Genomic DNA, 12,130 nt, shown 5'->3' on the forward strand with positions numbered 1-12,130 from the left:
GACTTGCGGGAGCCCTTGAAGCCGACCTGGCCGGCGGACGCCCACGAGATCACCGCTCCGGTCGGGTCGGTGATCGAGACGATCGTGTTGTTGAACGTGCTCTTGATGTGAGCGTGCCCATGGGCGACGTTCTTCTTCTCCTTGCGGCGGACCTTCTTCGCCGCAGCCTGACGGCCCTTGGGAGGCATGTGGCTGGTTTCTCCTGTAACTCGGTAAGTGAAGACTGTGCGTGAAGTGGACCGACTGATGTGCCGCGCCGCGAGGGTTCCAATCCCCCGGCTGGGCGTCCGGTTCACATCGGTTGGTTACTTCTTTCCGGCCTTCTTCTTGCCGGCGACCGTGCGCTTCGGGCCCTTGCGGGTGCGAGCGTTGGTCTTGGTGCGCTGACCGCGGACGGGCAGGCCACGACGGTGGCGCAGGCCCTCGTAGGACCCGATCTCCACCTTGCGGCGGATGTCGGACGCGATCTCGCGACGGAGGTCACCCTCGATCTGGTAGCTCTCCTCGAGGTGGTCGCGGAGCTTGACCAGCTCCTCCTCGGTGAGGTCCTTGACACGCGTGTCCGGGTTGACGCCCGTGGCCGCGATGGTCTGCTCGGCGCGGGTGCGACCCACGCCGAAGATGTACGTCAGTGCGACCTCGACGCGCTTGTCGCGCGGCAGGTCGACTCCAACGAGACGAGCCATGTGGTTCATTCTCCTGGTACGAACGGAGGTCTGGCGCAGCACCGTTCCGACATACCTCGCCGTCGTCGCTCGGCACCCTCTAGGTCGGGCGCCTCGCTCGGACGAGGTCTCGGTCCCCGGCCTCCGTGCCGGGGGTGACGTCCAGGACTCGACGGGTCGAGGCCTGAGGCCGGGTGCTGCTGGCAATGCTTCGTGCGCGTTCGGCGGAAGCCTGCGCGTGCGGGTCGGCCCGGCGGATGCCGCGCTGACCGGTGGATCAGCCCTGACGCTGCTTGTGGCGAGCGTTCTCGCAGATCACCATGACCCGGCCGTTGCGGCGGATCACCTTGCACTTGTCGCAGATCTTCTTGACGCTCGGCTGAACCTTCATCTGCCTACTGTCTTCAGATCGGGCCCGGGGCACGGACGTGCACCGGGCAGGGGTGGATCGGGTGGTGCCTACCGACCACCGGACCGGACGAGCCGGTCAGCGGTAGCGGAAGACGATGCGCCCTCGGGTCAGGTCATACGGGCTGAGCTCAACGACGACCCGGTCCTCGGGGAGGATGCGGATGTAGTGCTGACGCATCTTGCCGGAGATGTGAGCGAGCACCTTGTGACCGTTGGTGAGCTCCACCCGGAACATCGCGTTCGGGAGAGCCTCCACGATCGTGCCCTCGATCTCGATGACACCGTCCTTCTTGGCCATGTCCTCCACATTCCGTCGGGGCGTGCGCCGCCTGCCGGGAGCAGGACGGAGAACGCCGTGGCACTGTCTGATCGGGTACTACCGGCGCACGTGGTGACGAGACCTGGACCTGCCATGACCAGCCGCCGGGACAGGTGGGTCTGAGTGCTCGTGAGCCGACGCACCAGCCTACGCCATACCCCCGCACGCAGGGAAATCGGTGCAGGCGCGCTGAATGGGGGCGCTGGATGGGGGCACTGGATGGGGGTGCCTGCGGGGCATCAGGGCTGGTCGAGCGGGCCGTATGCCGCGCCGGCCGCCCTCAGGCGCTCGGCTCCCCCGTCGACCTCCGTGAGGACCCACAGACCCGCGTCGGTGACCGCCACGGAGTTCTCCCAGTGGCTCGCGGCCGACCCGTCGTCGGTGACGACCGTCCACTCGTCGGCGAGCACGTGGTTGTCCGCCGACCCCAGGGTGATCATGGGCTCGATCGCCAGGGTCACCCCGCTGCGCACCGTTGGCCCCCGGTCGCGGACCCGATAGTTGTAGACCTGCGGGTCCATGTGCATCGCCGTGCCGATCCCGTGCCCGACGTAGTCCTCGACGATCCCGTAGTCGACCCCGTCGCGCTGCCCGGCGGCCTCGATGGAGTCCTCCACCGCGGCCCCCACGTCGTGCAGGCGACCACCGACGCGCAGGGCGGCGATGCCGGCCCACAGGGAGGCCTCGGTGGCGTCGGACAGGGCGAGCTCGGCGGGCCTGGCCGCCTCGCGGCCCCCCACGAAGAACGTGCGGGCCGCGTCGCCGTGCCACTGGGTGCCGTCCTCGACGACGTAGCAGCCGCAGTCGACCGACACGAGGTCACCGTCGCGCAGCACGCGGTCCCCGGGGATGCCGTGGACGATCTGCTCGCCGACGGAGACGCACAGGGTGTGGCGGTAGCCCGGCACCTCGGCGAAGTTGGGGAACATGCCGTGGTCGCGGATGAAGGTCTCGGCCAGCTCGTCGAGACGACCGGTGGTCATGCCGTCCCGCAGCTCCTCGGAGAGCATCTGCAGGGTGCGGCCGACGACCAGCCCGGCGCGACGCATCGCGCGGATCTGGTCGTCGGTCTTGGTCTGGATCCTGGAACGTCCGAACACGTGGGCAGCTCAGCCCCGCACGGTCTGCAGGAGCCGCGCGGTCACGTCGTCGACCTCGCCCATGCCGTCGACCTCGCGGATCAGGCCGCGCTCGCGGTAGAGATCGATGAGGGGCTGCGTCTCGCGGGTGTAGATCGCCATGCGCTCGCGGATGACCTCCTCGGTGTCGTCCACGCGCCCCTCGACCTCGGCCCGCTTGAGCAGTCGCTGCACCACGGCGTCGGTGTCGACCGTGAGGACGAGCACCGCGTCCAGAGCGCGGCCCATGCGGTCCAGCATCCCGTCGAGTGCCTCGACCTGCCCCACGGTGCGCGGGTAGCCGTCGAGCAGGAAGCCCGGCTCGCAGTCCGGCTCGGAGAGCCGGTCGGCCACGATCGCGTCCGTGATCTCGTCGGGGACGTAGCCGCCGCCGGCGATGATCTCCTTGACCTTGAGACCGAGCTCGGTCTCGTTCTTGATGTTGGCGCGGAAGATGTCGCCCGTCGAGATCGCGGGGATCCCGAGGTCCGCGACGAGTCGTGCGGCCTGGGTGCCCTTGCCGGCACCGGGCGGACCCATGATGATCAGCTGCATTAGCGCAGGAACCCTTCGTAGTGGCGTTGCTGGAGCTGGGACTCGATCTGCTTCACCGTCTCCAGGCCCACACCCACCATGATCAGCAGGGAGGCGCCGCCGAACGGGAAGTCGCTCTGCACGTTCATCGTCGTGAACGCGATGACGGGGATCAGCGACAGCAGCCCGAGGTAGAGCGCGCCCACCGACGTCAGCCTGGTCAGGATGTAGTCGAGGTATTGCGCGGTGGGACGGCCGGCTCTGATGCCGGGGATGAAGCCGCCGTACTTCTTCATGTTGTCGGCGACCTCCTCCGGGTTGAAGGTGATCGACACGTAGAAGAACGTGAAGAACACGATCAGCGTGAAGAAGATCAGGGAGTACCACGGCCCGCTACCCATCCCGAGGTGGGTCTGGATCCACTCGGCCCAGGCGGGCGGGTTGGCGTTGTTGCGCTGGAAGGTCGCCACCATGGTGGGCAGCTGCAGCAGCGAGGACGCGAAGATGATCGGGATGACGTTGGCCATGTTGATCTTCATCGGGATGTAGGTGCTGGTGCCGCCGTACACCTGGCGGCCGACCATGCGCTTGGCGTACTGCACGGGCACGCGACGCTGGCACTGCTCGACGAAGACGACGATGGCGACGATGACCAGGCCGACGAGCATCACGAGGAAGAAGCGTCCCAGCTGGCGGCCGTTGGCCGCGACCGAGCCCCACAGGGTGCCGGGGAAGCTGGAGACGATGGAGGTGAAGATCAGCAGCGACATGCCGTTGCCGACGCCGCGGTCGGTGATGAGCTCGCCCATCCACATGACCAGGCCCGTGCCGGCGGTCATGGTGACGACCATGATCAGCAAGGCCGGCAGCGACTCGTCGGGCATGATCGAGGTGCACTGGCCGCCGAACAGCTGGTCGGGGTTGCGGGCGTAGGTCACGTACGTGGCGGACTGCAGGATCGCCAGCCCGATCGTGAGGTAGCGCGTGTACTGCGTCAGCTTGGTCTGCCCCGACTGGCCCTCCTGCTTGAGGGCCTCGAACCGCGGGATGACCACGGTCAGCAGCTGCACGATGATGCTCGCGGTGATGTAGGGCATGATGCCCAGCGCGAAGATCGACAGCTGCAGCAGGGCGCCGCCGCTGAACAGGTTGAGGATGCCGAGGGCGCCGGTGTTGGTCTCGGCACCCTGCAGGCAGGCCTGGACGTCCGTGTAGCTGACACCGGGCGTGGGCACGATCGACCCGACGCGGAACAGCGCCATCACGAACAGGGTGAACAAGATCTTCTTGCGAAGGTCCGGCGTCTTGAACGCACGGGTAAAGGCCGACAGCACAGGTCCTCCTCGGCGACCACGACAACTTACGCAGGGTAGCATCCGCACCCCTGGTGCCCCGCACGCCCAAGGCCCCGGAAGCGACGCTTCCGGGGCCTTGGTGCGGGTGATGTCGGGCGGGACCGGCGGTGCCGGCCTCCCCCGGCGATCAGGCCTGGGTGGTGGAACCGCCCGCGGCCTCGATCTTGTCCTTGGCAGAGCCGGAGAACTTGTCAGCGGTCACGTTGACCTTGACGGTGATCTCGCCCTGGCCGAGCACCTTGACGAGCGAGCCCTTGCGGACCGCGCCCTTCTCCACGAGACCCTCCACGGTGACGTCGCCACCCTCGGGGTACAGCGCCGAGATCTTGTCGAGGTTCACGACCTGGTACTCGGTCTTGAACGGGTTCTTGAAGCCGCGCAGCTTGGGCAGACGCATGTGCAGCGGCGTCTGACCACCCTCGAAGCCCTCGGGCACCTGGTAACGGGCCTTCGTGCCCTTGGTGCCACGACCGGCCGTCTTGCCCTTGGAGCCCTCACCGCGACCCACGCGGGTCTTGGGGGTCTTGGCGCCGGGGGCGGGACGAAGGTGGTGAACCTTCAGGGCGTGCGTGGTGCCGTCGGCAGGGAGCTCCTGCTCGCCGGACTTCTTGGCGGTAGCCATCAGTCAACCTCCTCGACGGTCACGAGGTGCGCCACGGTGCGGACCATGCCCCGGATCTCCGGGCGGTCCTCCTTGACGACGACGTCACCGATGCGCTTGAGACCGAGCGTGCGCAGGGTCTCGCGCTGGTTCTGCTTGCAGCCGACGTGGCCGCGGGTCTGGGTCACCTTGAGTCGAGACATCAGGCACCAGCCCCAGCGGCACGGGCGCGCAGCAGAGCGGCGGGTGCGACGTCCTCGAGGGACTTGCCGCGGCGGGCGGCAACGGCCTCGGGGCGCTCGAGACCCTTGAGGGCCTCGACCGTCGCGTGGACGATGTTGATCGAGTTGTCCGAGCCGAGCGACTTGGACAGCACGTCGTGGATGCCGGCGCACTCGAGCACGGCGCGCACCGGACCACCGGCGATGACACCGGTACCGGGAGCCGCCGGACGCAGGAGCACGACGCCCGCGGCCTTCTCACCCTGGACGGGGTGCGGGATGGTGCCCTGGATGCGGGGGACGCGGAAGAACGCCTTCTTGGCCTCCTCGACGCCCTTCGCGATCGCGGCGGGCACCTCCTTGGCCTTGCCGTAGCCCACGCCCACGGTGCCGTCACCGTCGCCCACCACGACGAGCGCGGTGAAGCTGAAGCGGCGGCCACCCTTGACGACCTTGGCGACGCGGTTGATGGTCACCACGCGCTCGATGTACTGGCTCTTCTCGGCGGAGTCGCGACGGTCGTTGCGCTCGCGACGGTCACGGCGGTCGTTGGTGCGCTCGCCACCGTTCTGGCCGGTGCCGGCGCCGGTTCCGCGGCGCTGAGGTCCTGGCATCAGATGTTCCTCTTTCCTGAAACGTACGTCTGGTGAGCGGTCACAGGTCCAGACCACCCTCGCGGGCGCCGTCGGCGATCGCGGCGATGCGGCCGTGGTACTGGTTGCCGCCACGGTCGAACACGACCGCGGACACCCCGGCCGCCTTGGCGCGCTCGGCCACGAGCTCGCCGACGCGCTTGGCCTTGGCCGTCTTGTCGCCCTCGAAGGAGCGCAGGTCGGCCTCCATCGTGGACGCGCTCGCCAGCGTCTTGCCGACGGAGTCGTCGACGACCTGGACGAACATGTGACGCGCGGACCGGTTGACCACGAGACGAGGACGCGTCGTGGTGCCGGCGATGCGCTTGCGCAGACGCAGGTGGCGGCGGCCGCGAGCGGCGCTCTTGCCCTTGCCGCGCTTGACGATGAGTCGTGCCATGGCTTACTTACCAGCCTTTCCGACCTTGCGGCGGATCTGCTCGCCCGCGTAGCGGACGCCCTTGCCCTTGTAGGGGTCGGGCTTGCGGAGCTTGCGGATGTTGGCAGCGACCTCGCCGACGAGCTGCTTGTCGATGCCCTTGACCGAGAACTTCGTCGGGGCCTCGACCTGGAAGGTGATGCCCTCCGGCGGCTCGACGACGATCGGGTGCGAGTAGCCGAGGGCGAACTCGAGGTTGCTGCCCCGGGCCATCACGCGGTAACCGGTGCCGAAGATCTCGAGCTTCTTCTCGTAGCCGTTGGTCACGCCCTCGACCATGTTGGCGATGAGCGAACGGGTCAGGCCGTGCAGGGCACGGGACTGGCGCTCGTCGTTGGGACGCTTGACCTCGATCGTGCCGTCCTCGGTCTTCTCGACCGTGATCGGCTCGGCCACGACGTGGCTCAGCTCGGCGTTGTTCTTCTTGACGGTGACGGTCTGACCGTCGATGTTGACCTCCACACCCATAGGCACGGAGACCGGGAGTCGTCCAATTCGGGACATGAGATTCTCCTTTCGCGCCGTGGGTTACCAGACGTAGGCGAGGACTTCCCCACCTACGCCCTTCTGGGCAGCCTGCTTGTCGGTCAGGAGGCCGGTCGACGTGGAGATGATCGCCACGCCGAGGCCGCCGAGGACCTTGGGCAGGTTGGTGGACTTCGCGTAGACGCGCAGACCGGGCTTGGACACCCGGCGCACGCCTGCGATGGACCGCTCGCGGTTGGGGCCGTACTTGAGGTTGATGGTCAGCGTCTGACCCACCTCGGCCTCTTCGATCTTCGAGCCGGCGATGTAGCCCTCGGCCTCGAGGATGTCCGCGATGTTCTTCTTCAGCTTCGAGAACGGCATGGAGACGACGTCGTGGTGCGCCGAGTTGGCGTTCCGGACGCGGGTCAGCATGTCCGCAATCGGGTCAGTCATGGTCATTGGGCTGCTTGCCCTTCCTCACCGCGGTTTCAGTGACGGGGCCTGGCGCCGAGGAATCTCGGTGCCCGGCCGTCGTGCCGACCTGCGATGTAGAGCGGAGTGGAAATTCGAGGTTTGGGTTTACCAGCTGCTCTTGGTGACGCCGGGGAGCTCTCCCGCGTGCGCCATCTCGCGCAGGCAGATCCGGCACAGGCCGAACTTGCGGTACACCGAGTGCGGACGGCCGCAGCGCTGGCAACGCGTGTAGGCGCGCACCTTGAACTTCGGCTTGGCGTTCGCCTTGTTGATCAGAGCGGTCTTGGCCACGGTCAGTTCTCCTTGAACGGGAAGCCGAGCTGCTTGAGCAGGGCGCGCCCCTCGTCGTCGTTCGTGGCGGTGGTGACGATGGTGATGTCCATGCCGCGAACCCGGTCGATCTTGTCCTGGTCGATCTCGTGGAACATCGACTGCTCGTTGAGACCGAAGGTGTAGTTGCCGCGACCGTCGAACTGCTTGCCGGAGAGACCCCGGAAGTCGCGGATGCGCGGGAGGGCGACCGACAGCAGACGGTCGAGGAACTCCCACATGCGGTCACCGCGGAGGGTGACGTGCGCGCCGATCGGCATGCCCTCGCGCAGCTTGAACTGAGCGATCGACTTGCGAGCCTTGGTCACGGTGGGCTTCTGACCGGTGATGGCGGTCAGGTCGCGCACCGCGCCCTCGATCAGCTTCGAGTCGCGAGCGGCCTCGCCGACACCCATGTTCACGATGACCTTGACGACACCGGGAACCTGCATGACGTTGGCGAAGGAGAACTCCTCCCGCAGGGCGGGCTTGATCTCCGCGGCGTAGCGCGCCTTGAGGCGAGGCTGCGTCTTCTCAGAGGTGGTAGCAGTCATGTCACAGGTCCTTGCCCGAGCGGACGGACACGCGCGTGCGGACGGTCTTGGACCGACCGTCACGCTCGACGGTCTCGACGCGCGTCTTGGTACGGGTCGGCTTCTTGGTCTCCGGGTCGACGACCTGCACGTTGGACACGTGGATCGGCGCCTCGGTGTGGACGATGCCACCGGTGCGGTTGGCACCCTGGCCGGCCTTGGTGTGCTTGGTCACCCGGTTGATGCCCTCGACCAGGACGCGCCCGGTCTCGGTGCTCACCGAGATGACCTTGCCCGTCTTGCCCTTGTCGGGGCCGGTGATGACCTGGACCAGGTCACCCTTCTTGATCTTCATCTTCGCCATGGGTTACAGCACCTCCGGCGCCAGAGAGATGATCTTCATGAACTTCTTGTCACGCAGCTCGCGGCCCACCGGGCCGAAGATGCGCGTGCCACGCGGGTCACCGTCGTTCTTGAGGATGACGGCCGCGTTCTCGTCGAACTTGATGTAGGAACCGTCGATACGACGACGCTCCTTGGTCGTGCGGACGATGACGGCCTTGACCACGTCGCCCTTCTTCACGTTGCCACCGGGGATCGCGTCCTTGACGGTGGCGACGATGACGTCGCCGATGCCGGCATACCGACGACCCGAACCGCCGAGCACGCGGATGCAAAGGATCTCCTTGGCACCGGTGTTGTCGGCGACGCGCAGTCGCGACTCCTGCTGGATCACTGTCGAACTCCTGTCGTCGAGCTGGTTCTCACCGGATCCCTCCGGTTGAGCCTGGCCGAACTGTTGGTCGGGCTGGCCTCAGGTGATCCTGGGGCCGATGCTTGCGGGTGAGCGGCCGAACTACTTGGCGCGCTCGAGGATCTCGACCACGCGCCACCGCTTGGAGGCGGACAGCGGACGGGTCTCCATGATCAGGACACGGTCGCCGATGCCCGCCGAGTTCTCCTCGTCGTGCGCCTTGACCTTGCTGCTGCGCCGCAGGACCTTGCCGTAGAGCGCGTGCTTGACGCGGTCCTCGACCTCGACCACGACGGTCTTGTCCATCTTGTCGCTCACCACGTAGCCCTGACGGGTCTTGCGGTCGTTGCGCTCGAGGGTGGTCTCGCTCACGGTGATGGCAGCTTCCTTCTGGTTGTCGCTCATGCCTGGCCACCCTTCGCGGGGGCGGCGCCGATGCCGAGCTCGCGCTCGCGCATCTCGGTGTAGATGCGAGCGATGTCCTTGCGGACAGCGCGCAGACGGCCGTGGTTCTCCAGCTGGCCCGTGGCCGACTGGAAGCGGAGGTTGAACAGCTCCTCCTTGGCCTTCTTCAGCTCGTCGACCAGACGGTCGTCGCCGAGGCCACGCAGCTGCTCGGAGGTCAGGTCCTTGGATCCGACTGCCATCAGATGTCACCACCTTCACGCGCCACGAAACGGCACTTCATCGGGAGCTTGTGCATCGCGAGGCGCATGGCCTCACGGGCGACGGGCTCCGGGACGCCGGCCAGCTCGAACATCACGCGGCCGGGCTTGACGTTGGCGACCCACCACTCGGGCGAGCCCTTTCCGGAACCCATGCGGGTCTCGGCGGGCTTCTTGGTCAGCGGGCGGTCCGGGTAGATGTTGATCCAGACCTTTCCACCACGCTTCATGTAACGCGTCATGGCGATACGAGCGGACTCGATCTGACGGTTGGTGACGTAGGCCGGCTCGAGCGCCTGGATCCCGTAGTCACCGAACGCGACCGTGGTGCCGCCCTTGGCTGCGCCGCTGCGACCGGGGTGGTGCTGCTTGCGGTGCTTCACACGACGGGGAATCAGCATCAGGACTCAGCTCCCTGCTCCGCAGGCTGGGCCTGCGCGGTGTCGGACGCAGCGCCGGCCTCGGCCGGGGCGGCGTCGCGGTTGCTGTCACGACGGGGGCCACGGCCACCACGGCCGGGGCGGTCGGCGCCGTCGCGGCGCGGGCCGCGGGACGGACGCGGGGCGGCGGCCTGCTGGGCAGCCAGCTCCTTGGCCGTCACGTCGCCCTTGTAGATCCACACCTTGACGCCGATGCGACCGAACGTCGTACGAGCCTCGTAGAAGCCGTAGTCGATGTTGGCGCGCAGCGTGTGCAGCGGGACACGGCCCTCGCGGTAGAACTCCGAGCGGGACATCTCGGCGCCGCCGAGACGGCCGGCGCACATGACCCGGATGCCCTGGGCGCCGGCGCGCTGGGCGGACTGCATGCCCTTGCGCATGGCGCGACGGAACGAGACGCGGGCCGAGAGCTGCTCGGCGATGCCTTGGGCGACCAGCTGGGCGTCGACCTCGGGGTTCTTGACCTCGAGGATGTTCAGCTGGACCTGCTTGCCCGTGAGCTTCTCGAGCTCGCCGCGGATGCGGTCGGCCTCGGCGCCACGGCGACCGATGACGATGCCCGGGCGCGCCGTGTGGATGTCCACGCGGACGCGGTCACGGGTGCGCTCGATCTCCACGCGGGAGATGCCGGCGCGCTCCATGCCGTTGGACAGGAGACGACGGATGGCGACGTCTTCCTTCACGTAGTCGCGGTACCGCTGACCGGCCTTGGTGCTGTCGGCGAACCACCGGCTGCGGTGGTCGGTGGTGATACCGAGGCGGAAACCGTGCGGGTTGACCTTCTGACCCATTAGCGGGTGCCTCCCTTGCTAGCGGCCTCCGGCTGGGCCACGAAGACGGTGATGTGGCTCGTGCGCTTGCGGATGCGGAAGGCGCGACCCTGGGCCCGCGGCTGGAACCGCTTCATGGTCTGGCCCTCGTCCACGTACGCCTTGGTGATGACGAGGTTGCGCTCGTCGAAGGCCTGCGAGGCCTGGTCGGCCTTGACGCGGGCGTTGGCGATGGCGCTCTGGAGAACCTTGAGCACCGGGTCGCTCGCCGACTGGGGGGCGAACTGCAGCGTGGCGATAGCTTCGCCGGCCTGCTTGCCGCGGATCAGGTCGACGACGCGGCGAGCCTTCATGGGCGTGACGCGCACGTGGCGCGCAACGGCCTTGGCTTCCATCTGGAATTCCTTGTCGTTGTTGGCCATCAGCGACGACGCCCCTTCTTGTCGTCCTTCTCGTGACCCTTGAAGGTACGGGTGGGGGCGAACTCGCCGAGCTTGTGGCCGACCATCGACTCGGTGACGAACACCGGGACGTGCTTGCGGCCGTCGTGGACGGCGAGGGTGTGACCGAGCATGTCCGGCGAGACCACCGAACGGCGCGACCAGGTCTTGATGACGTTCTTGGTGCCGGCTTCGTTCTGGGCGTCCACCTTCTTCTGAAGGTGGTCGTCGATGAAGGGGCCCTTCTTCAGGCTACGAGGCATGTCCAAAGGCTCCTATCAGCGCTTCTTGCCAGTACGACGACGACGGACGATGAGCTTGTCGCTCGGCTTGCCCGGCTTGCGGGTGCGACCCTCGGGCTGGCCCCAGGGGCTCACCGGGTGGCGACCACCGGAGGTCTTGCCCTCACCACCACCGTGCGGGTGGTCGATCGGGTTCATGGCGACACCACGGACGGTCGGGCGCTTGCCCTTCCACCGCATGCGGCCGGCCTTGCCCCAGTTGATGTTGCTCTGCTCGGCGTTGCCCACCTCGCCGACCGTGGCGCGGCAGCGCAGGTCGACGTTGCGGATCTCGCCGGACGGCATACGCAGCTGGGCGTAGGGGCCGTCCTTGGCGACGAGCTGCACGCGAGCACCGGCCGAGCGGGCGATCTTGGCCCCGCCACCGGGCTTCAGCTCGATGGCGTGGATGACCGTACCCACGGGGATGTTCTTGAGCGGCAGCGCGTTGCCGGGCTTGATGTCGGCGCCCGGGCCGTTCTCGACCATGTCGCCCTGGGACAGGCGGTTCGGCGCGAGGATGTAGCGCTTCTCGCCGTCCGCGTAGTGCAGCAGCGCGATGCGGGCGGTGCGGTTGGGGTCGTACTCGATGTGAGCGACCTTGGCGGGCACGCCGTCCTTGTCGTGACGACGGAAGTCGATCACGCGGTAGGCGCGCTTGTGGCCACCGCCGATGTGGCGGGGGGGGGTGGGGCCCCCCC

The 12,130-nt window shown here is 67.6% G+C and carries 24 protein-coding genes; all 24 read right to left on the minus strand.

The window, feature by feature from the left end; genetic code table 11:
- On the minus strand, positions 1-188 hold a 188-nt coding region (gene rpsK / locus B2P18_RS17840), incomplete at its 3' end, for a 30S ribosomal protein S11 (protein ID WP_286961801.1).
- A 117-nt stretch (positions 189-305) separates the two neighbouring features.
- Positions 306-686 (minus strand): 30S ribosomal protein S13, encoded by a 381-nt coding sequence (rpsM, locus tag B2P18_RS17845; protein WP_037214654.1) that lies wholly within the window; start codon positions 684-686, stop codon positions 306-308.
- A 256-nt stretch (positions 687-942) separates the two neighbouring features.
- Positions 943-1,056 (minus strand): 50S ribosomal protein L36, encoded by a 114-nt coding sequence (rpmJ, locus tag B2P18_RS17850; protein WP_019286332.1) that lies wholly within the window; start codon positions 1,054-1,056, stop codon positions 943-945.
- Positions 1,057-1,152: 96 nt separating this feature from the next.
- Positions 1,153-1,374: a translation initiation factor IF-1 gene (infA, locus tag B2P18_RS17855; protein ID WP_006946284.1), complete on the minus strand. Its 222-nt coding sequence runs from the start codon at positions 1,372-1,374 to the stop codon at positions 1,153-1,155.
- A 260-nt stretch (positions 1,375-1,634) separates the two neighbouring features.
- Entirely contained in the window at positions 1,635-2,495 is an 861-nt protein-coding gene (map, locus tag B2P18_RS17860; RefSeq protein ID WP_286961802.1) for a type I methionyl aminopeptidase, read from the minus strand.
- 9 nt (positions 2,496-2,504) lie between these two features.
- On the minus strand, positions 2,505-3,068 hold the full coding sequence (locus B2P18_RS17865; RefSeq protein WP_286961803.1) for an adenylate kinase: 564 nt from the start codon (positions 3,066-3,068) through the stop codon (positions 2,505-2,507).
- Positions 3,068-4,381, minus strand: a complete 1,314-nt coding sequence (gene secY, locus B2P18_RS17870; protein WP_239263909.1) for a preprotein translocase subunit SecY — start codon at positions 4,379-4,381, stop codon at positions 3,068-3,070. The genes B2P18_RS17865 and secY overlap by 1 nt, the downstream gene beginning before the upstream one ends.
- 148 nt (positions 4,382-4,529) lie before the next feature.
- Entirely contained in the window at positions 4,530-5,024 is a 495-nt protein-coding gene (rplO, locus tag B2P18_RS17875) for a 50S ribosomal protein L15 (protein ID WP_051274125.1), read from the minus strand.
- The gene (rpmD, locus tag B2P18_RS17880; RefSeq protein ID WP_019286337.1) at positions 5,024-5,206 is read right to left on the minus strand and encodes a 50S ribosomal protein L30; all 183 of its coding nucleotides are present in this window, start codon (positions 5,204-5,206) and stop codon (positions 5,024-5,026) included. The genes rplO and rpmD overlap by 1 nt, the downstream gene beginning before the upstream one ends.
- Positions 5,206-5,838: a 30S ribosomal protein S5 gene (rpsE, locus tag B2P18_RS17885; RefSeq protein WP_029211836.1), complete on the minus strand. Its 633-nt coding sequence runs from the start codon at positions 5,836-5,838 to the stop codon at positions 5,206-5,208. The genes rpmD and rpsE overlap by 1 nt, the downstream gene beginning before the upstream one ends.
- Positions 5,839-5,878: 40 nt before the next feature.
- A complete protein-coding gene (rplR, locus tag B2P18_RS17890) occupies positions 5,879-6,256 on the minus strand; it encodes a 50S ribosomal protein L18 (protein ID WP_019286339.1) in 378 nt (125 codons plus the stop codon).
- Positions 6,257-6,259: 3 nt separating this feature from the next.
- Complete coding sequence (gene rplF / locus B2P18_RS17895) at positions 6,260-6,799, minus strand: 50S ribosomal protein L6 (RefSeq protein ID WP_029211835.1); 540 nt, start codon at positions 6,797-6,799, stop codon at positions 6,260-6,262.
- Positions 6,800-6,823: 24 nt separating this feature from the next.
- Positions 6,824-7,222 (minus strand): 30S ribosomal protein S8, encoded by a 399-nt coding sequence (gene rpsH, locus B2P18_RS17900; RefSeq protein WP_019286341.1) that lies wholly within the window; start codon positions 7,220-7,222, stop codon positions 6,824-6,826.
- 120 nt (positions 7,223-7,342) lie between these two features.
- The gene (locus B2P18_RS17905) at positions 7,343-7,528 is read right to left on the minus strand and encodes a type Z 30S ribosomal protein S14 (RefSeq protein ID WP_019286342.1); all 186 of its coding nucleotides are present in this window, start codon (positions 7,526-7,528) and stop codon (positions 7,343-7,345) included.
- A gap of 2 nt (positions 7,529-7,530) precedes the next feature.
- Positions 7,531-8,100 carry a 50S ribosomal protein L5 gene (gene rplE, locus B2P18_RS17910; protein WP_029211834.1) on the minus strand — a complete coding sequence of 190 codons (570 nt, stop codon included), beginning with the start codon at positions 8,098-8,100 and terminating at the stop codon, positions 7,531-7,533.
- 1 nt (position 8,101) lies between these two features.
- A complete protein-coding gene (gene rplX / locus B2P18_RS17915) occupies positions 8,102-8,443 on the minus strand; it encodes a 50S ribosomal protein L24 (protein ID WP_019286344.1) in 342 nt (113 codons plus the stop codon).
- Between the two features lie 3 nt (positions 8,444-8,446).
- Entirely contained in the window at positions 8,447-8,815 is a 369-nt protein-coding gene (rplN, locus tag B2P18_RS17920; protein WP_029211833.1) for a 50S ribosomal protein L14, read from the minus strand.
- Between the two features lie 120 nt (positions 8,816-8,935).
- Entirely contained in the window at positions 8,936-9,238 is a 303-nt protein-coding gene (rpsQ, locus tag B2P18_RS17925) for a 30S ribosomal protein S17 (protein WP_286958247.1), read from the minus strand.
- Positions 9,235-9,480, minus strand: coding sequence for a 50S ribosomal protein L29 (gene rpmC, locus B2P18_RS17930; protein ID WP_019286347.1), 246 nt, complete (start codon positions 9,478-9,480; stop codon positions 9,235-9,237). Before rpmC ends, rpsQ begins: the two co-directional genes overlap by 4 nt.
- Positions 9,480-9,899 carry a 50S ribosomal protein L16 gene (rplP, locus tag B2P18_RS17935; protein WP_019286348.1) on the minus strand — a complete coding sequence of 140 codons (420 nt, stop codon included), beginning with the start codon at positions 9,897-9,899 and terminating at the stop codon, positions 9,480-9,482. Before rplP ends, rpmC begins: the two co-directional genes overlap by 1 nt.
- Entirely contained in the window at positions 9,899-10,729 is an 831-nt protein-coding gene (gene rpsC / locus B2P18_RS17940; protein ID WP_019286349.1) for a 30S ribosomal protein S3, read from the minus strand. Before rpsC ends, rplP begins: the two co-directional genes overlap by 1 nt.
- Complete coding sequence (rplV, locus tag B2P18_RS17945; RefSeq protein ID WP_029211831.1) at positions 10,729-11,103, minus strand: 50S ribosomal protein L22; 375 nt, start codon at positions 11,101-11,103, stop codon at positions 10,729-10,731. The genes rpsC and rplV overlap by 1 nt, the downstream gene beginning before the upstream one ends.
- Before the next feature lie 26 nt (positions 11,104-11,129).
- Positions 11,130-11,411 carry a 30S ribosomal protein S19 gene (rpsS, locus tag B2P18_RS17950; RefSeq protein ID WP_019286351.1) on the minus strand — a complete coding sequence of 94 codons (282 nt, stop codon included), beginning with the start codon at positions 11,409-11,411 and terminating at the stop codon, positions 11,130-11,132.
- A 15-nt stretch (positions 11,412-11,426) separates the two neighbouring features.
- The coding region (gene rplB, locus B2P18_RS17955; protein WP_286961807.1) for a 50S ribosomal protein L2 at positions 11,427-12,130 on the minus strand (704 nt) is incomplete at its 5' end.

This window comes from Arsenicicoccus sp. UBA2120 (assembly GCF_002330965.1).
Classification (GTDB): Bacteria; Actinomycetota; Actinomycetes; order Actinomycetales; family Dermatophilaceae; genus Arsenicicoccus; species Arsenicicoccus bolidensis.

Bases quoted from the DNA above. Each gene is read 5' to 3' on its own strand.
- rplP (WP_019286348.1), bottom strand. From the start codon at position 9,899: ATGCTGATTCCCCGTCGTGTGAAGCACCGCAAGCAGCACCACCCCGGT.
- rplO (WP_051274125.1), bottom strand. From the start codon at position 5,024: ATGGCTACCGCCAAGAAGTCCGGCGAGCAGGAGCTCCCTGCCGACGGC.
- rplR (WP_019286339.1), bottom strand. From the start codon at position 6,256: ATGGCACGACTCATCGTCAAGCGCGGCAAGGGCAAGAGCGCCGCTCGC.
- infA (WP_006946284.1), bottom strand. From the start codon at position 1,374: ATGGCCAAGAAGGACGGTGTCATCGAGATCGAGGGCACGATCGTGGAG.
- rpsH (WP_019286341.1), bottom strand. From the start codon at position 7,222: ATGACCATGACTGACCCGATTGCGGACATGCTGACCCGCGTCCGGAAC.
- rpsS (WP_019286351.1), bottom strand. From the start codon at position 11,411: ATGCCTCGTAGCCTGAAGAAGGGCCCCTTCATCGACGACCACCTTCAG.
- rpsC (WP_019286349.1), bottom strand. From the start codon at position 10,729: ATGGGTCAGAAGGTCAACCCGCACGGTTTCCGCCTCGGTATCACCACC.
- rpmC (WP_019286347.1), bottom strand. From the start codon at position 9,480: ATGGCAGTCGGATCCAAGGACCTGACCTCCGAGCAGCTGCGTGGCCTC.
- rpsQ (WP_286958247.1), bottom strand. From the start codon at position 9,238: ATGAGCGACAACCAGAAGGAAGCTGCCATCACCGTGAGCGAGACCACC.
- rplF (WP_029211835.1), bottom strand. From the start codon at position 6,799: ATGTCCCGAATTGGACGACTCCCGGTCTCCGTGCCTATGGGTGTGGAG.
- rplV (WP_029211831.1), bottom strand. From the start codon at position 11,103: ATGGAAGCCAAGGCCGTTGCGCGCCACGTGCGCGTCACGCCCATGAAG.
- rplX (WP_019286344.1), bottom strand. From the start codon at position 8,443: ATGGCGAAGATGAAGATCAAGAAGGGTGACCTGGTCCAGGTCATCACC.
- rpsM (WP_037214654.1), bottom strand. From the start codon at position 686: ATGGCTCGTCTCGTTGGAGTCGACCTGCCGCGCGACAAGCGCGTCGAG.
- B2P18_RS17865 (WP_286961803.1), bottom strand. From the start codon at position 3,068: ATGCAGCTGATCATCATGGGTCCGCCCGGTGCCGGCAAGGGCACCCAG.
- rplE (WP_029211834.1), bottom strand. From the start codon at position 8,100: ATGACTGCTACCACCTCTGAGAAGACGCAGCCTCGCCTCAAGGCGCGC.
- rpsE (WP_029211836.1), bottom strand. From the start codon at position 5,838: ATGCCAGGACCTCAGCGCCGCGGAACCGGCGCCGGCACCGGCCAGAAC.
- rpmD (WP_019286337.1), bottom strand. From the start codon at position 5,206: ATGTCTCGACTCAAGGTGACCCAGACCCGCGGCCACGTCGGCTGCAAG.
- rpmJ (WP_019286332.1), bottom strand. From the start codon at position 1,056: ATGAAGGTTCAGCCGAGCGTCAAGAAGATCTGCGACAAGTGCAAGGTG.